The organism is Streptomyces sp. ASQP_92 (assembly GCF_025399895.1).
In the GTDB taxonomy this organism is placed as follows: Bacteria; Actinomycetota; Actinomycetes; order Streptomycetales; family Streptomycetaceae; genus Streptomyces.
Genome location: NZ_JAODUA010000001.1, coordinates 500,289 through 517,377, shown reverse-complemented (window position 1 = coordinate 517,377; position 17,089 = coordinate 500,289). Strand labels below are relative to the sequence as shown.

13 protein-coding genes are annotated in these 17,089 nt (G+C 72.1%); 6 read left to right on the top strand and 7 right to left on the bottom strand.

Annotation, left to right across the window (positions count from 1 at the left end; all coding sequences use genetic code 11):
* Positions 1–48 precede the first annotated feature (48 nt).
* The 4 genes from N4G70_RS02245 (at position 49) to N4G70_RS02230 (ending at position 4,339) form a co-directional block, all read left to right on the top strand.
* Positions 49–1,506, top strand: a complete 1,458-nt coding sequence (locus N4G70_RS02245) for an NDP-hexose 2,3-dehydratase family protein (protein WP_261710641.1) — start codon at positions 49–51, stop codon at positions 1,504–1,506.
* Positions 1,499–2,491 carry a Gfo/Idh/MocA family protein gene (locus N4G70_RS02240; protein ID WP_261710640.1) on the top strand — a complete coding sequence of 331 codons (993 nt, stop codon included), beginning with the start codon at positions 1,499–1,501 and terminating at the stop codon, positions 2,489–2,491. Before N4G70_RS02245 ends, N4G70_RS02240 begins: the two co-directional genes overlap by 8 nt.
* 69 nt (positions 2,492–2,560) lie before the next feature.
* Positions 2,561–4,141: an acyl-CoA carboxylase subunit beta gene (locus N4G70_RS02235; RefSeq protein WP_261710639.1), complete on the top strand. Its 1,581-nt coding sequence runs from the start codon at positions 2,561–2,563 to the stop codon at positions 4,139–4,141.
* A gap of 9 nt (positions 4,142–4,150) precedes the next feature.
* Positions 4,151–4,339, top strand: coding sequence for an acyl-CoA carboxylase subunit epsilon (locus N4G70_RS02230; RefSeq protein ID WP_261710638.1), 189 nt, complete (start codon positions 4,151–4,153; stop codon positions 4,337–4,339).
* A 522-nt stretch (positions 4,340–4,861) separates the two neighbouring features.
* Here N4G70_RS02230 and holA read toward each other — a convergent pair.
* Positions 4,862–5,848: a DNA polymerase III subunit delta gene (holA, locus tag N4G70_RS02225; RefSeq protein ID WP_261710637.1), complete on the bottom strand. Its 987-nt coding sequence runs from the start codon at positions 5,846–5,848 to the stop codon at positions 4,862–4,864.
* Positions 5,849–5,927: 79 nt separating this feature from the next.
* Between holA and N4G70_RS02220 the strand changes: the two genes are divergently transcribed.
* Entirely contained in the window at positions 5,928–6,176 is a 249-nt protein-coding gene (locus N4G70_RS02220) for a hypothetical protein (RefSeq protein WP_261710636.1), read from the top strand.
* A 132-nt stretch (positions 6,177–6,308) separates the two neighbouring features.
* Here N4G70_RS02220 and N4G70_RS02215 read toward each other — a convergent pair whose 3' ends face one another.
* A complete protein-coding gene (locus tag N4G70_RS02215; RefSeq protein WP_388720555.1) occupies positions 6,309–7,196 on the bottom strand; it encodes a YceI family protein in 888 nt (295 codons plus the stop codon).
* A 309-nt stretch (positions 7,197–7,505) separates the two neighbouring features.
* Here N4G70_RS02215 and N4G70_RS02210 point away from each other — a divergent pair, with 309 nt between their 5' ends.
* Positions 7,506–7,967 (top strand): pyridoxamine 5'-phosphate oxidase family protein, encoded by a 462-nt coding sequence (locus N4G70_RS02210; RefSeq protein WP_261710635.1) that lies wholly within the window; start codon positions 7,506–7,508, stop codon positions 7,965–7,967.
* A 35-nt stretch (positions 7,968–8,002) separates the two neighbouring features.
* Here N4G70_RS02210 and N4G70_RS02205 read toward each other — a convergent pair whose 3' ends face one another.
* The 5 genes from N4G70_RS02205 to leuS all read right to left on the bottom strand — a co-directional run bounded on the left by N4G70_RS02205 (position 8,003) and on the right by leuS (position 16,886).
* Complete coding sequence (locus tag N4G70_RS02205) at positions 8,003–10,159, bottom strand: ComEC/Rec2 family competence protein (RefSeq protein WP_261710634.1); 2,157 nt, start codon at positions 10,157–10,159, stop codon at positions 8,003–8,005.
* Positions 10,160–10,686: 527 nt separating this feature from the next.
* Positions 10,687–11,781, bottom strand: coding sequence for a ComEA family DNA-binding protein (locus tag N4G70_RS02200; RefSeq protein ID WP_261710633.1), 1,095 nt, complete (start codon positions 11,779–11,781; stop codon positions 10,687–10,689).
* A gap of 371 nt (positions 11,782–12,152) precedes the next feature.
* Positions 12,153–12,998: a DegV family protein gene (locus tag N4G70_RS02195; protein ID WP_261710632.1), complete on the bottom strand. Its 846-nt coding sequence runs from the start codon at positions 12,996–12,998 to the stop codon at positions 12,153–12,155.
* A gap of 114 nt (positions 12,999–13,112) precedes the next feature.
* On the bottom strand, positions 13,113–13,892 hold the full coding sequence (locus N4G70_RS02190; protein WP_261710631.1) for a hypothetical protein: 780 nt from the start codon (positions 13,890–13,892) through the stop codon (positions 13,113–13,115).
* 120 nt (positions 13,893–14,012) lie between these two features.
* The gene (gene leuS / locus N4G70_RS02185; protein ID WP_261710630.1) at positions 14,013–16,886 is read right to left on the bottom strand and encodes a leucine--tRNA ligase; all 2,874 of its coding nucleotides are present in this window, start codon (positions 16,884–16,886) and stop codon (positions 14,013–14,015) included.
* Positions 16,887–17,089 lie beyond the last annotated feature (203 nt).

The window sequence follows — 17,089 nt, the reverse complement described above, 5'->3', positions numbered from 1 at the left end:
ACCCCCGACACCCCTCCACCCCAGCACCCTGACGAGGAGAGAGCGTACATGTCGTCGACACTTGCGGAGCTGACTGAGCTTCAGCCGGTGGTCCAGCCCCGTGAGCCGGTGTCGGTAGCCGACCGGATCGCGGCGTCCGCGGCCACCACCGGCGGGACCCTGTCCACCTGGGACTTCCACCAATGGTTCGCCGAGCGCCGCAGGACGGGCGGCTTCCGCATCGAGCGGATCCCCTTCTCCAAGCTGCGCGGCTGGTCCTTCGAGCCGGGCACCGGGAACCTGGTGCACTCCAGCGGCCGTTTCTTCAGCGTCGAAGGGCTGCACGTCACCACCGACGACGGCCCCCACAAGGAGTGGTACCAGCCCATCATCAAGCAGCCCGAGGTCGGCATCCTCGGCATCCTGGTGAAGGAGTTCGACGGCGTACTGCACTTCCTGATGCAGGCCAAGATGGAGCCGGGCAACCGCAACCTGCTCCAGCTCTCCCCCACCGTGCAGGCCACCCGCAGCAACTACACCAAGGTCCACCAGGGCACGGACGTGAAGTACATCGAGTACTTCACGGGCGGTGGGCGCGGCCGGATCCTCGCCGATGTACTCCAGTCCGAGCACGGCTCGTGGTTCTACCACAAGAGCAACCGCAACATGATCGTCGAGGTGGACGGCGACGTCCCGCTGGACGACGACTTCTGCTGGCTGACGCTGGGTCAGATATCCGAACTCCTGCACCAGGACAACCTGGTGAACATGGACTCGCGCACCGTCCTCGCCTGTCTGCCGGCGTACGGCGCGGGCGCCGTGCGGGGCGACGAGTTCAGCCAGTCCCTGGCCCGCTCGCGCGACCCCGAGGCGGGCGCCCTGCTCACCGATGTCGACCTTCTGTCCTGGTTCACCTCCGAGCGCTCGCGCTACGACGTGCGCGCGGAGCGGATCCCGCTGGACCACGTGCCGGGCTGGACCCGTGACGAGGCGCGCATCGGCAAGGACGACGGCCGCTGGTTCAACGTGGTCGCGGTCGAGGTCCAGGCCGGCAACCGCGAGGTGACGAGCTGGACGCAGCCATTGATCGAGCCGTGCAGCCGGGGCATCGCGGCCTTCTTGACCCGTTCCTTCGACGGCGTGCTGCACGTCCTGGCCAACGCCAAGGTCGAGGGCGGCTTCCTCGACACGGTCGAACTGGCCCCCACCGTGCAGTGCTCCCCGGACAACTTCGAGGGCCTCCAGGTCCGCCCGCCGTTCCTGGACCTCGTCCTGGAGGCGGCGCCCGAGCGGGTCCGCTACGACGCCATCCACTCGGAGGAGGGCGGCCGCTTCCTGTACGCGGAGAACCGCTACCTCGTCATCGAGGCCGACGAGCGGGACGCACCGATCGAGCCGCCGACCGGCTACCAGTGGGTGACGGTCAGCCAGCTCACGGCGCTGATCAAACACGGGCACTACGTCAATGTGCAGGCCAGGACGCTCCTCGCCTGCCTCAACGCCATGGGACATCTGACGGATGACTGAACGACCCCTGCGCATCGCCGTCCTCGGCACCGCCGACATCGCCCGCCGACGGGTGCTGCCCGCCATGGCGGCCGACCCCGACATCGAGCTGACCGCGGTGGCGAGCCGGGACGGCGGCCGCGCTCGGGAGGTCGCGGACCGGTTCGGCTGCGCGCCCGTCGAGTCCTACGACGCGGTCCTCACGCGGGACGACGTGGACGCGGTGTACGTGCCCCTGCCGATCTCCCTGCACGCCGAGTGGGCGGGCCGGGCGCTGCGCGCGGGCAAGCACGTCCTGGCCGAGAAGCCGCTCACCGCCGACCGGCCGACCACCGAGGCGCTCCTCGACCTGGCGCGCGCCTCGGGCCTGGTCCTGATGGAGAACGTCATGTTCGTCCATCACCCCCAGCACTCGGTCGTACGGGAGCTGGTGACGAGCGGGGCGATCGGTCAACTCCGGGCGTTCAGCGCCGCGTTCGCGATCCCGGGCCTGCCCGCGGGCAACATCAGGCACCGCCCGGAACTGGGCGGCGGCGCCCTGCTGGACGTCGGCTACTACCCGGTGCGGGCCGCGCTGTACTTCCTCGGCGCGGGTCTGGAGATCGTCGGCGCCGCGCTGGAGAACACGGGCGGCTCGGCGGTGGAGACCTCGGGCGCGGTACTGGTCCGCTCCCCCGCCGGGGTGCTCGGCCAGCTCGCCTTCGGCATGGAGCACGCCTACCGCTCGGCGTACGAACTGTGGGGCAGCGAGGGCCGGATCCGTGTCGAGCCGGCGTTCACGCCGTCCGCCGACCACAAGCCGATGGTGTGGATCACGGACGCGCACGGGCCCCGCGAACTGACGCTGGCCCCGCACGATCAAGTGGCCGCCACCGTCCGGGCGTTCGTGCGCGCGGTGCGCTCCGGCGCGCTCCAGTCGCCGGACGCCGGGGAGTGTCTGGAGCAGGCGAGCCTGCTGGACGCGGTCCGCGCGCGGGCGACTCACGCGTGGGCTCCGCGTCCATGACGTGCCGCCGCGCGCCGCGTTCCCTCTCGACCTCGACCCACTTCGACTCCGGATATGAAAGGACCGACCGTGACCGTGACTGAGCAGCCGTCGCCGGGGACCGCGGCCGTACGCGTGGCCGAACTGCACGTCCTGCGCGAGCAGGCCAGGCTCGGCCCGAGCGAGAAGGCCACCGAGGCGCAACGCGCCAAGGGCAAGCTGACCGCCCGCGAGCGCATCGACCTGCTCCTGGACCCGGGCACCTTCCAGGAGGTGGAGCAGTTGCGCCGCCACCGGGCGGTGGGCTTCGGCCTGGAGGCGAAGAAGCCGTACACCGACGGCGTGGTCACGGGCTGGGGCACGGTGGAGGGCCGCACGGTCTTCGTGTACGCCCACGACTTCCGTATCTTCGGCGGCGCGCTGGGCGAGGCCCACGCCACGAAGATCCACAAGATCATGGACATGGCCATCGCGGCCGGCGCGCCGCTGGTCTCCCTGAACGACGGCGCGGGCGCCCGCATCCAGGAGGGCGTCAGCGCTCTCGCCGGCTACGGCGGCATCTTCCAGCGCAACACCAGAGCCTCCGGGGTGATCCCGCAGATCTCGGTGATGCTCGGCCCGTGCGCGGGCGGCGCCGCGTACTCGCCCGCCCTCACCGACTTCGTCTTCATGGTCCGCGAAACGTCCCAGATGTTCATCACCGGCCCCGACGTGGTGCAGGCGGTGACCGGCGAGGAGATCACCCAGAACGGGCTCGGCGGCGCCGACGTGCACGCCGGGGTGTCGGGCGTGGCCCACTTCGTCCACGACGACGAGGAGACGTGCCTGGCGGAGGTCAGGTATCTGATCTCGATGCTCCCCTCCAACAACCGCGAGATGCCGCCGGCGCTGCCCCCGGGCGACGACCCGGCCGACCGGCGCAACGATGTCCTGCTCGACCTCGTACCGGCCGACGGCAACCGCCCGTACGACATGCGCAAGGTCCTGGAGGAGATCGTCGACCACGGCGACCTCCTGGAGGTCCACGAGCAGTGGGCCCGCAACATCATCTGCGCGCTGGCCCGGATCGACGGCCGGGTGGTCGGCATCCTGGCCAACCAGCCCCAGTTCCTGGCGGGTGTCCTGGACATCGAGGCCTCCGAGAAGGCGGCCCGCTTCGTCCAGCTCTGCGACGCGTTCAGCATCCCGCTGCTCACCATGGTCGACGTGCCGGGCTTCCTGCCGGGTGTCTCCCAGGAGCACGGCGGCATCATCCGCCACGGCGCGAAGCTGCTGTACGCGTACTGCAACGCGACGGTGCCCCGCATCTCCCTGATCCTGCGCAAGGCCTACGGCGGCGCGTACATCGTCATGGACTCCCAGTCCATCGGCGCGGACCTCACCTACGCCTGGCCCACCAACGAGATCGCGGTGATGGGCGCGGAGGGCGCGGCGAACGTCATCTTCCGCCGGGAGATAGCGAGTTCGGACAATCCGGAGGCGGTCCGGGCGGAGAAGATCGCGGCGTACAAGTCAGAGCTGATGCACCCGTACTACGCGGCCGAGCGGGGCCTGGTGGACGACGTGATCGACCCCGCCGAGACGAGGAAGGTCCTCGCCGCCGCGCTGTCGATGCTGCGCACCAAACACGCCGACCTGCCGTCCCGCAAACATGGCAACCCCCCGCAGTAAGGAGCGAGCGTGTCGAGCGAACCCCTGTTCCGCGTACTGAAGGGCTCCCCCACGGAAGCCGAACTGGCCGCCCTGGCGGTGGTCCTCCTCTCCCTCACCGGAGAATCCCCCACCCCCGCCCTGGCCCCCGTAATCCCCCTGGCCGCCTGGCGCCGCCACCCCTACCACCCCCCCGTAAGCTGGCGCCGAGCAGCCTGACCCAAACCCCTTGCGCCCCCCGGCCCCGGGTCGTGGGGCGCGGGGTTCATCGGGGGTGCGGGGGGTTCGGCGCAACCAGGCCCCTTGGGGGCGCGGGGGGGCCGGCGCAGCCAGGCCCCTCAGGGGCGCGGGGAACTGCGCGACCAGCCCCGCACGAACCGCAGCCGAAAAGACCCGGGGGCGGTCTCCACCAGCCCTTCAAGAACGCCGGGGGCGTGCGCAGCCAGGCCCTCCGGGGGGCACGGCGGGGCCGGCGCAGCCAGACCCCTCAGGGGCGCGGGGAACTGCGCGAGCAACCCCGCACGAACCGCAGCCGAAAAGACCCGGGGGCGGTCTCCACCAGCCCTTCAAGAACGCCGGGACCGACGCAACCAGCCCCTCCGGGGGCACGGCGGGGCCGGCGCAGCCAGACCCCTCAGGGGCGCGGGGAACTGCGCGACCAGCCCCGCACGAACCGCAGCCAAAGGGGCCCGGGGCAGAGCCCCGACAAAACCCCGCTCACCCCCGACCCGAAGCGGAGCGCTACCGCCCCGCCCGAGCCGCCCGAGCAATCGTGACCACGGCCTTCTCCAGGGCGTACTCAGGATCATCCCCCCCGCCCTTGACCCCCGCATCCGCCTCGGCCACGGCCCGCAGGGCCAAGGACACCCCGTCCGGCGTCCACCCCCGCATCTGCTGCCGCACCCGGTCGATCTTCCACGGCGGCATCCCCAACTCCCGTGCGAGATCGGCCGGTCGGCCGCCCCGCGCCGAGGACAGCTTCCCGATCGCCCGCACCCCCTGCGCGAGCGCGCTGGTGATCATCACCGGTGCGACCCCGGTCGACAGCGACCACCGCAGCGCCTCCAGGGCCTCCGCGGCCCGCCCCTCCACCGCCCGGTCGGCGACGGTGAAGCTGGACGCCTCGGCCCGTCCCGTGTAGTAGCGCCCGACGATCTCCTCGTCGATCGTCCCCTCCACGTCCGCGCAGAGCTGCGACGCCGCCGAAGCCAGCTCCCGCAGATCGCTGCCGATGGAGTCGACAAGCGCCTGGCACGCCTCGGGCGTGGCCGAACGCCCCAGCGCCCGGAACTCCTGCCGGACGAACGTGAGCCGCTCGGCCGGCTTCGTGGTCTTGGGACACGCGACCTCCCGCGCCCCCGCCTTGCGGGCCGCGTCGAGAAGCGCCTTGCCCTTGGCGCCGCCCGCGTGCAGCAGCACCAGCGTGATCTCTTCGGCGGGCGCGCCGAGATACGCCTTCACGTCCTTGACCGTGTCCGCCGACAGGTCCTGCGCGTTGCGTACGACCACGACCTTGCGCTCGGCGAAGAGCGAGGGACTGGTCAGCTCGGCCAGCGTGCCGGGCTGCAACTGCTCGGAGCTGAGGTCTCGCACATCGGTGTCGGCGTCGGCGGCGCGGGCGGCCGCCACCACCTGCTGCACGGCGCGGTCGAGCAGCAGGTCCTCCTGGCCCACGGCGAGCGTGACGGGGGCGAGCGGATCGTCGGTGGAATTCTTCCTGGTGGCCATCGCCGTCCAGCATCCCACGCCCCACTGACAGCCCCCTCCTGCCGCCGCGGCCCCGCGCCTCATGCCGGAGAATGGCCAGGTGAACGATGTGACCCGACACGTACTGGTACTCCCGGACCGCGACACCGCCGAGGAGGTGTCGACCGAGCTGACCGACCTGTTCGGCCTCGCCGAGGAACCTCAGCTCGTTCGCGACGCCCTGGCCGGCGAGGACGACGCCGAGGACGCCCAGTGGCTGGTCGTCGTCGAGGACCCGAGCGCCCGGCTCGACCCGAAGGCCCTGGACGCGCTGGCCGCCGAACACGACGGCTGGCTCGAAGCCCCCTGAGCCGCCGGGCGTGCGGGCACGCGCAGAGGCACAGGCACGGCTCCGGCAGGACCTCGGCCATGGGCACATGCAGCACAGGGGGGAGAGAGTAAGCCTCGCCCCCACGCCCGCCACCACCACCCCCGCCCGGGGTCAGCCCGCCTTGGGGACGACCTGAATGTCGAGGTCGATCGAGATCGAGGACCCGATCGCCGCGATCCCCCGCGCCAGCATCGTCTGCCACGTGAGCGTGAAGTCCTCGCGGTGCAGCTCGGTACTGGCCCGGCAGGCCCCCCTGGTCTCGCCGCCGAGCCCGGTCCCCAGGCCCAGGTACTGCGTGTCGAGCGTCACCGTACGGCTCACGCCGTGCAGCGTCAGGCCGCCGATGATCGCCCACCGACCGCCACCCCGGTGCACGAAGCGGTCGCTGTAGAACTCCATCGTCGGATAGCTGCCGACGTCGAGGAAGTCGCCCGACCGCAAGTGGTCGTCGCGCATTTTCACCCCCGTGTCGATGGAGGCGGTGTCGATGACGACGTGCATCGCCGCCCCCTCCATGCGCTCACCGATCCGGATGGCCCCGGCGAACGTGTTGAACCGGCCGTGGATCCGGGCCAGTCCGATGTGGCTCGCGGTGAAGCCGATCTGGGAGTGCGTCGGGTCGAGCTCCCACTCCCCCGGGTCCGGCAGCGTCGGCGGGGCGGCGACCTGGAGCGTGATGTCGCCGAGCGAGGCGAGCCCGCTCGCGGTGACACTGGCGTTCCCGTAGAAGGGCGTGTACCCGTCGGCCGTGACGGCCAGCCGATATTCGCCCGCCGGAACCGTCGTGACGACCGTCCCGAACGGGTCGGTCTCCCCGGCCACGACCTTGCGGCCCGAGGCGTCGCTGACCGTGAACTCGGCCCGCTGGACGGGCTCGCTGACCGGGTCGAGCACCCGGCAGCTGAGCACGCCCGCGGTCGGCGGGACGGAGAGCCCGGCCAGGGGCCCGGAACGAAGCGGAGAACTGGTCGAGCTCCTGCCGAACCAGCGGCTGAACACTGTGCACGCACCCCCGTGCGAAGAAGTTTCTGTCGGGCCGCGCGGGGGCCGGACCTCCTCGTCCGTCCCCGCCACAACAGGTCCCCGGCCCCTTGACGAAGACGCATTCGATCACTGATGTGCCGTTCGAGGCAAACGCGGTACGTGGGCGATGATGAGGCACCTGTCACCAGAGGCCCGAATTGGCCATTCCGTTTCCCCGGGCCCCTCGGACCGCGTGCCACCCCCACCGCACCCGGCCCACCGCCATCCGACCTAGGACTAGCGCCCGAGGCACGACGTACCCAACGCCCATTAGCGTGACCCGACATGACGACATCAGAGCCGCCGCGCAGTCGCGAACAGCGCAAGCAGGACGTCCTGACCCGCCTCGAAAAGGACGAGGACGCCTGGGTCGCGACCGCGTCCGCCGCCGGTGAACCGCATCTCATGCCTCTCTCCTTCGTCTGGGAACAGAGCACGCTCCTGATGTGCACCCGCATCACCAACCCCACCCTGCGCAACCTGGAGTCCGGCGACCGTCCGGTCCAGGTCACGCTCGGCCACACCCGGGACGTCGTCCACATCACGGGCACCGCCGTCCTCGTCCCGACTCCCGAACTCCCCTCCGCATCGGCCGATGCCTTCGCCGCCAAGGTCGTGTGGGACCCGCGTAACAGCGACCCCTCGTACACCTTCTTCCGTGTCGTCCCCCAGCGCGTCCAGGCCTGGCGCGAGGCCAACGAGATCCCCGACCGCGACCTGATGACCGACGGCACCTGGCTCGTCTGAACAGCAACTCCGGTTGACCACAAGGCAGTTGGACCCTACGGCCCTCGATCCCGGGGCACGGCCCTCAGCCCGTCGCCCACCCCCGTCACCGCCACGGCTCCGTCCGTGTCCGTGCGCAGCACCGCCGCTCCCGCCGCGCGCAGTACGGCTACGGTGCGGGGCGCCGGGTGGCCGTACCGGTTGCCCCGTCCGACCGAGATCAGCGCCAGCCTCGGGCGTACGACCCCGAGCAGCGCAAGATCCTGGTGCGCCGAGCCGTGGTGGGCGACCTTGAGGACGTCCACCCGCGGGAGCCCCGGGTTCTGCCTCAACAGGCCCTGCTGCGAGGCCGGTTCGAGATCGCCGGGCAGCAACAGCGTCAGCCCGGCGGCGGTGCGGGCGAGCAGGGTGACGCTGGCGTCGTTCGGGCCGTCCGGGGCGGGACCCGGCGCGGGCGGGGGCCACAGCACCTCCCAGGAGAGCCCGCCGAGCGCCCGCCGCTCGCCGTACCGGGCCGGCACCACCGCCACCCCGTCCGCCGCCGCGGTCCGCCGCACAAAGGCGGCCTGGTCGGGCGGCTCACCGAACCCCGTCGTCTCGATCACCCCGACGGACCGGCCCCGCAACACCCCGGCGAGGCCGCCCACATGGTCGGCGTGGAAGTGGGTGAGCAGGAGCAGCGGGACGCGGCTCACGCCCAGCTCATGCAGGCATCGGTCGACCGGCTGGGGCTCCGGCCCGGCGTCGATCACCACCGCGGTCCCCGCGCCCGCCGCCAGCACCGTGGCATCACCCTGGCCCACATCGCACATGGCGTACGACCAGTCCGGCGGCGGCCACCCGGTGACGATCCTGGTCAGCGGGACTGGACGCACCACCGCGAGCAGCAGAAGCAGTGCGAGCGAGGCGGCCACCCAGGGATGCCGGAGCAACCTCCGCCCCACCAGCACCACGAGGCCGGTCGCGACGGCGAGCAGCAGCCCCCCGCCCCAGCCTCCCGGCCACTGCGCCTGCGCTCCGGGCAGAGCCCCTCCGGTGCGGGCCACCGAAGCGATCCATCCCGTGGGCCACCCCGCACACCAGGCGAGGAGTTGGGCAAGCGGCATCACGACCGGCGCGGCGGCGAGGGCGGCGAAGCCCAGGACCGTGGCCAGCGCCACCGCCGGCTCGGCCAGCAGATTGCAGGGGACGGCGACCAGGCTGACCCGTGCGGCGAACACCGCCACGACGGGCGCGCAGACCGCCTGCGCCGCTGCCGCCGCGGCCAGCACCTCGGCCATCCCGTTCGGCACCCCGCGCCGCCGCAGCACCGCACTCCATCCCGGCGCGATCGTGAGCAGCGCCCCCGTGGCCAGCACCGAGAGCAGGAACCCATAGCTGCGGGCCAGTTCGGGCGCGTACAGCACCAGGAGCAGTACGGCGGCGGCCAGGGCGGGGATCAGCGATCTGCGCCGGCCCGTACCGATGGCCAGCAGGGTGACCAGGCCGCAGGCGGCGGCCCGCAGCACGCTCGGCTCCGGCCGGCACACCACGACGAAGGCGAGCGTGAGCGCCCCGCCGAGCAGTGCGGTGGTCCGCAAGGAGATCCCGAGCCTCGGCGCGAGACCACCCCGCTCGGCGAGCAGGGCCCGCCCCGGCGTCCCGATCAGCAGCGCGAGCATGATTGCCAGATTGCTTCCCGACACGGCCATGATGTGCGTGAGGTCGGTCGCCCGGAACGCGGCACGCAGTTCGGGAGTGACCCGTGAGGTGTCACCGACGACAAGCCCCGGCAGCAGCGCCCGCACATCCGGCGCCAGCCCTCCGGCCGCCTCGCGCAGTCCACTGCGAAGCTCACCGGCCCTTCGCTGCACGGCAGTTGGTGGCCCGGTGATACGAGGCGGCCCGTTCGGCGCTCTCAGTACGGCGGCGACATCCCCCTCGCCCGGCGCGAGCCGCCCGCTCACCCGTACCCGCGTCGACGGCAACAGGCCCTGCCAGCTCGCGGGTGCGATCACCAGGACCGGCGTATGGACCCGCTCCGTCCTACCCCCCGGCCCGAGGACCTTCTCCACCTCGGCGTCCACCGCGTACGAGGCGCCGCCCCAGCCCGCCGACCGGGTCGCCTTCGGATCGGCGCGGACCACCAGCTCCACGGTGGCCTGACGGAACCCGGCCGCGAGCCCGGGCAGCGGCCCCCTCCGCGCCTCGGCGGCATGCAGCCCTCCGGCCAAGATCCCGGCCGCCGCGCAGACCAGCACCCCGGCGGCGGCGCCCCGATACCTCCAGACCGCTCCACTCCCCGCATCCCCGTCGCGCCCCCGGCCCCGTTCACCCCGGCTCCCTTCGTCCTGCCCCCGATCCCTCTCACTCCGATCCCCCTCACCCCGGCTCCCTTCGTCCCGGCCCGGCTTCTCCTCTCCCCGCGGCCTGGTGTCGGCTGCCCGCAGCGGGACGGGCCTCGATGTCAGGGCCCCGCGCCGCAGGCCCTTTCGCGGGAGTGCCTCTCGCGTGGGCAATCCCCGGGGCAGCGATCCAAGGCGCAGAGCCCGGCGTACGGCCGGCGCCACGAGGGCCACCGCTGCGGCCAGGCACAGCGCCGATCCCCAACTCGCTTCGGCGGCAGATGAGTTCAACGCTGCGGCCGCACCGCCCCAGGCACCCAGGGCGGGTCCGATCAGGCGCAGGTCCGTCGGCCCCTCCCGGTAGGGGTTGGCCGAGCCCAGCCGGTGGTCCGCCCCGGCATGGACCTCCAGGCGGTTCACAGCCGCACCAGGGATTGCAGGTCGTTGAACCGTCGGGCGCCGATCCCATGGACCTCGCGCAGTTCGCCGACGGAGCGGAAGCCGCCGTGCTGGGCGCGGTAGTCCACGATGTGCTGAGCGAGCACGGGGCCGACCCCCGGCAGCCCGTCCAACTGCTCCACCGAGGCGGAGTTCAGGCTGATCGGCCCACCAGAACTGCCACCCGGGCCACCGCCGCCACCCCCGCTTCCACCTCCGCCGGCACCACTTCCCGCCCCGGAAGCAGCCCCTCCCGGGACCCCGGCCAGCACCTGCTCGCCGTCCATGAGCGGCCGCGCCCGGTTGAGGCTGGTCAGATCGGTGCCGTCCCGCACACCGCCCGCTGCGGCCAGCGCGTCGGCCACCCGGGATCCGCTGGGCAGCCGGTAGATCCCCGGGTGTCGTACCTTTCCGCCCACGTCCACCACGAGCGCTCCCGCCGGTGTGGGTGCCGCGTTCGCCACCGGGCGGGGCGTGGCGTCGGAGCCCGTGCCTCCGGAGCGGGCCGGTCCGGTCCCGCTGCCCGCACTCTTCGCCTCGGACAGCGGGGGCGCCGGTCCCTCGACGAGGTCGGGGGCTCGTACGGACTGGGGGCGCCCGGCCCAGAAGTGGTGCACGGCGAATCCCGCGGCCACCAGCAGGACCAGGCACAGGGCGGCCAGACTGCGCGGCGCGAGGCCGCACCTCGTCTGGGCCCACACCGGAAGCCGTTCACGCACCGCTGCCAAGGCCCTCTCCCGCACCCCGGGAGCGCCGAGGCCGGGCCGCGCGCCGGATGACCGTCCGACCTCGTCCCGATCGGTGGCGTCGACCGGTTCGGCGAAACCGTCGCGGGAGGCGAAGGCCGACTCCCCGAGGGCGCGCGTCGTCGGGGAGGCGGGTTCGTGCGGTGGGGCGGCCGTGCCCGGTGGGGGCGGGAGGAACAGCGCGTCCGCGCGCCTGCGGGCGGTCAGGACGGAGAGTGGGGCGTCGGCGGCCCCGTTGCGGTGACCGCGACCCGTGCGGGCCCGGCCGTCCGAACCGGGGGCTCGGCCCGGTCCGCTCGTGGCGGTGCGTGGTGATCGGATTGCCATGTCACGAGAGGCTAGACACCTCGGCCGGAACCCGCTGATCACCATCAATTTCCGTGGACAACCTGCCAGTTGTGGATAACTCGGTCACCCGGAGGAGGGAGCGGGGCAGTCGGAGGGCACGTCGGGGTGGGCGCCCGCGAAGGGTTCGGCAGGTCGGGGCGGCGTCGCTCAGCGCGGCGGCGCGGCGGTGCGGCGGTGCGGCCCGAAGACTTGGCGCAAGCCCGGCGTTTGGGCATGCGGCCCGGCGTCTGGGCATGCCGCCGAGGTCTGGGCATGCGGCCCGGCGTCTGGGCATGCCGCCCGAGGGCTGGGCACGCGGCCCGCGCAGTGGGGAAAGCCATGCACTGACGCCTCCCGGCCGGGCGCCCCGCTCAGCGCGGCGAGACGATGGCCCCCAGCAGGCCCGGCCCCGTGTGCGCGCCGATCACCGCTCCGACCTCGCTCGTGTGCAGGTCGACCAGGCCCGGTACCCGCGCCCGCAGCCGCTCGGCGAGGGTGGCGGCGCGTTCCGGCGCGGCGAGATGGTGGACCGCGATGTCGACCGGGGTGCTCCCCGCCCGCTCGACCACGATCTCCTCCAGCCGTGCGATGGCCTTGGAGGCGGTGCGTACCTTCTCCAGCATGTCGATCCGGCCGCCGTCGAGCTGGAGGAGCGGCTTGACGGCCAGGGCCGAGCCGAGCAGCCTCTGCGCGGCACCGATCCGGCCGCCGCGGCGCAGATAGTCCAGGGTGTCGACGTAGAAGAAGGCGGAGGTCGCGCCGGCTCGCTTCTCCGCGGCGGCCACCGCCTCGTCGAGCGTGCCTCCCGCCTCGGCGACTTCGGCCGCGGCCAGGGCGCAGAAGCCGAGGGCCATGGCGACCATCCCGGTGTCGACCACGCGCACCGGCACGGGGGCGTCGTGGGCGGCGAGCACCGCGGCGTCGTAGGTTCCGGAGAACTCGGCCGACAGATGCAGCGAGACGATCTCGGTCGCACCCGCCTCGGCGATCTTGCGGTAGGCAGCCGCGAACACCTCGGGGCTGGGCCGGGACGTGGTGACGGGACGTCGTTTTTGCAGGGCGAGCGCCAGGGAGCGCGCCGAGATCTCCGTGCCCTCCTCCAGCGCCTGGTCCCCCAGGACGACGGTCAACGGCACTGCGGTGATGCTGTGCCGCTCCATCGTCTGCGGCGGCAGGTAGGCCGTGGAATCGGTGACGATCGCGACATGGCGGGACATGAGCGGGAGGTTACCCGCCGAGGCCGCCGCGCGGCAGCCCGGCCCTGGCGCAATGATCGGTTCGGGGCAGCCCCGACCGCCCTGCCGCACCGCCTTGACCTGCTGTTCGCCGGCTCAACTCGTGGCTTCCGGGCGGGGTGCCTTCTGCCAGGGGTAGGTCACCGGCGGCTTCGCCGCGCCTATCGCCTGCGGTGCCTGGGCGGCCGGCCCCGGTCGGTCCGTCGCGTCCCGCTCGGCCGACGGCGAGGACGACGAACGGGATGAGCCCGCCGAGGACGAGGCGCCGTGCGAGGGCGCCGGGTTGTCCGAAAGGGCGTCCCAGGAGGCGGGTTCGCCGTTGGTTGGGCCCTTGGTCGACCAGTCGCGCAGGGCGCCCGACTCCATCTCGATCTGCTGGCTGAGCGCGGCAAGCTCGTCGTCGGCGAACTGCCGGGCCCGGTCCCGGGCCGCCCAGCGCAGCGAATCGGCGGAGTGCGTGATCCGCTCGGTGCGCTCGCGGAGCTCGGGCATGCGCTCCGCGGTCCTGCGCCGGTCCGGCTCGCGCTCCAGGCGCCTGAGCTCGTCGTCCAGTTCATGACCGTGCGCGCTGAGCCGCTCGAACAGGGCGATGGACTCCCTCAGCGACTCGTCCTCGGCCACGCGCGCGTGGAGCGCCTCCTGGGTGGCCCGCATCGAGGTGCGCAAGGAAAGCCGCAGCTGGGCGAGGTGTCCCGGGACGCCGGGCTGGCCCACGCTCTTGGCGCGCAGCGTGGTGTCCTCGACCGTCCTGCGGGCCTGGGTGACCGTGCGCTCCACCCCGCGCTTGGCGGCGCCGACCGCCTTGACCGTCACGTACACGCCGAGCGCCACGAAGGCGACGAACAGCAGCGCCATGATCAGGATCGCGGCTTCCATGAACGTCCCCTCGGTCGGTCGGCATCGTCCCCTCCACCGTAAACGGAACGGGCAGGCCGTGGGTTCCCGCGGAACCCTCAACCTGCCCGTAGGGGAAAGCCCCCAGTGCCGCTTCGGCCCTTACGCGGGGACGATGTTCACCAGCTTCGGCGCGCGCACGATGACCTTGCGGATCCCCGCGCCACCCAGCGCGGCGACGACCGCCTCGTCCGCCAGGGCCAGCTTCTCCAGCTCGTCGTCGGAGATGGCCGGCGGCACCTCCAGGCGCGCCTTGACCTTGCCCTTGACCTGAACGACGCAGGTCACGGCCTCGTCCACGACATACGCCGGGTCGGCGACGGGGAAGGCCCGGTGCACCACCGAGTCGGTGTGGCCCAGCTTGCGCCACAGCTCCTCGGCGATGTGCGGGGCCAGCGGCGCCATCAGCAGCACCAGCTGTTCGGCGACCGGTCGTGCCAGGGGGCCGCCCGTCTTGGTCAGGTGGTTGTTCAGTTCGGTGATCTTGGCGATGGCGGTGTTGAACCGCAGCCCCGCCAGGTCGCCGCCGGCGCCGTCGATCGCCTTGTGCAGGGCGCGCAGCGTCGCCTCGTCGGGCTCGGCGTCGGTGACGGTGACCTCACCGGTCGCCTCGTCGACGATGTTGCGCCACAGCCGCTGCAGCAGCCGGTACTGGCCGACCACGGCCCGGGTGTCCCAGGGCCGCGAGACGTCCAGGGGGCCCATCGCCATCTCGTACAGGCGCAGCGTGTCGGCGCCGTACTCGGTGCAGATCTCGTCCGGAGTGACCGCGTTCTTCAGGGACTTGCCCATCTTGCCCAGCTCGCGCTTGACGGGCTCGCCCTCGAAGAAGAACTTCCCGTCGCGCTCCTCGACCTCGGCGGCGGGCACCGGGAAGCCGCGGCCGTCCCGGTAGACGTACGCCTGGATCATGCCCTGGTTGTACAGCTTGTGGTACGGCTCGGCCGAGGAGATGTGGCCCAGGTCGAACAGCACCTTGGACCAGAAGCGCGCGTACAGCAGGTGCAGCACGGCGTGCTCGGCGCCGCCGACGTACAGGTCGACGCCGCCGGTCGGCATGGACTCGCGCGGGCCCATCCAGTACTGCTCGATGGCCGGGTCGACCAGCTTGTCGCTGTTGTGCGGGTCCAGGTAGCGCAGCTGGTACCAGCAGGAACCGGCCCAGTTGGGCATGGTGTTGGTCTCGCGGCGGTACTTCTTGACGCCGTCGCCCAGGTCCAGCTCGACGTTGACCCAGTCCTCGTTGCGGGACAGCGGGGTCTCGGGCGAGGTGTTGGCGTCGTCGGGCTCGAAGGTGCGCGGCGAGTAGTCGTCGACCTCCGGCAGCTCCAGGGGCAGCATCGACTCGGGCAGCGGGTGGGCGATGCCGTCCTCGTCGTAGACGATCGGGAAGGGCTCGCCCCAGTAGCGCTGGCGGCTGAACAGCCAGTCGCGCAGCCGGAAGTTGACGGTTCCCTCACCGATGCCGCGCTCGCTCAGCCAGTCGGTCATCCTGGCCTTGGCCTCGACGACGCCCAGGCCGTCCAGCGAGATCTCGTCGTTGGCGGAGTTGACCAGCTTGGCCTCAGAGGAGGCGAACGCCTCGTCCCACGTCGAGGCGTCGGTGCCGCGGTCGTCGGAGGGCTGCACGACGCAGCGCATGGGCAGTTCGAAGGCGCGGGCGAAGGCGAAGTCACGGCTGTCGTGCGCCGGCACCGCCATGATCGCGCCGGTGCCGTAGCCCATCAGCACATAGTCGGCGATGAAGACGGGAACCTTTTCGCCGCTCACCGGGTTGAGGGCGAACGCTCCGGTGAAGACGCCGGTCTTCTCCTTGGCGTCGGCCTGGCGCTCCACGTCGGACTTGGAGGCGGCGAACGCGCGGTACTTGGCGACGGCCTCGGCCGGGGTCGCGTGCCCACCCGTCCACACCTCGTGGGTGCCTTCGGGCCAGGCCGCCGGAACGATGGTGTCGACCAGCTCGTGTTCGGGCGCCAGCACCATGTAGGTGGCGCCGAACAGGGTGTCCTGGCGGGTGGTGAAGACGGTGATGGCGTCCGATTCGCCGACCTTGAAGTCGACCCGGGCGCCCTCGGAGCGGCCGATCCAGTTGCGCTGCTGCAACTTGATCGCGTCCGGCCAGTCCAGCGCGTCCAGGTCGTCCAGCAGACGGTCCGCGTAGGCCGTGATGCGCATGTTCCACTGGCGCAGCTTGGACTTGAACACGGGGAAGTTGCCGCGCTCGGAGCGGCCGTCGGCGGTGACCTCCTCGTTGGCCAGCACGGTGCCCAGGCCGGGGCACCAGTTGACCGGCGCGTCCGAGGCGTACGCCAGGCGGTACTCGCCCAGGACGTCGGCGCGCTCGGCGGCGCTCAGGGCGGCCCAGTCACGGCCGCCGGGGACCTCGCGGCTGCCGTCCTCGAACGCGGCGACCAGCTCGGCGATCGGGCGGGCCCTCTTCGCGTCGGCGTCGTACCAGGAGTTGAAGATCTGCAGGAAGATCCACTGGGTCCACTTGTAGTACTCGGGGTCGATCGTCGCGACCGACCGGCGCTTGTCGTGGCCCAGACCCAGCCGGCGCAACTGCCGCTTCATGTTGTCCATGGCGGCCTCGGTCGACACCCGGGGGTGCGTGCCGGTGGCGACGGCGTGCTGCTCGGCGGGCAGGCCGAAGGCGTCGAAGCCCAGCGTGTGCAGCACGTTGTGGCCGGTCATGCGCTGGTGGCGGGCGTAGACGTCGGTGGCGATGTAGCCCAGCGGGTGGCCGACGTGCAGTCCCGCGCCCGAGGGGTACGGGAACATGTCCATGATGAACTTCTTGGGCCGGGCGGCGACCTCGGGGTCACCGGCCAGGTCGCCCGTCGGGTTCGGCGCCGCGTAGGTGCCGTCGGCGTCCCAGAAGTCCTGCCAGCGTGCCTCGATGTCGGCGGCCATGGCCGCCGTGTAGCGGTGCGGCGCGGCCGTCTCTGCGGCGGCAGCGGTGTTCGTCTCGCTCATGTCCTCAAAGCTCCATCGATCGTCTCTGCCAGCGGTTACGAGCGTTCGTCCGTCGATCCGCCATCGAATCGCCAAACGAAAAAACCCCTCGCACAGGAGGGGGCGCCGCGCCGAGTCCGACCGGATCTCTTCATCGGTCGGGAGTGTTCAGCGCGGCTCGCTAAGCAGAAGGCGTACGGCACGCATGGCGTCAGGGTACCGCA

Bases quoted from the DNA above. Each gene is read 5' to 3' on its own strand.
- leuS (WP_261710630.1), bottom strand. From the start codon at position 16,886: ATGAGCGAGACGAACACCGCTGCCGCCGCAGAGACGGCCGCGCCGCAC.
- holA (WP_261710637.1), bottom strand. From the start codon at position 5,848: ATGGCCACCAGGAAGAATTCCACCGACGATCCGCTCGCCCCCGTCACG.
- N4G70_RS02200 (WP_261710633.1), bottom strand. From the start codon at position 11,781: ATGGCAATCCGATCACCACGCACCGCCACGAGCGGACCGGGCCGAGCC.
- N4G70_RS02210 (WP_261710635.1), top strand. From the start codon at position 7,506: ATGACGACATCAGAGCCGCCGCGCAGTCGCGAACAGCGCAAGCAGGAC.
- N4G70_RS02240 (WP_261710640.1), top strand. From the start codon at position 1,499: ATGACTGAACGACCCCTGCGCATCGCCGTCCTCGGCACCGCCGACATC.
- N4G70_RS02190 (WP_261710631.1), bottom strand. From the start codon at position 13,892: ATGGAAGCCGCGATCCTGATCATGGCGCTGCTGTTCGTCGCCTTCGTG.
- N4G70_RS02245 (WP_261710641.1), top strand. From the start codon at position 49: ATGTCGTCGACACTTGCGGAGCTGACTGAGCTTCAGCCGGTGGTCCAG.
- N4G70_RS02195 (WP_261710632.1), bottom strand. From the start codon at position 12,998: ATGTCCCGCCATGTCGCGATCGTCACCGATTCCACGGCCTACCTGCCG.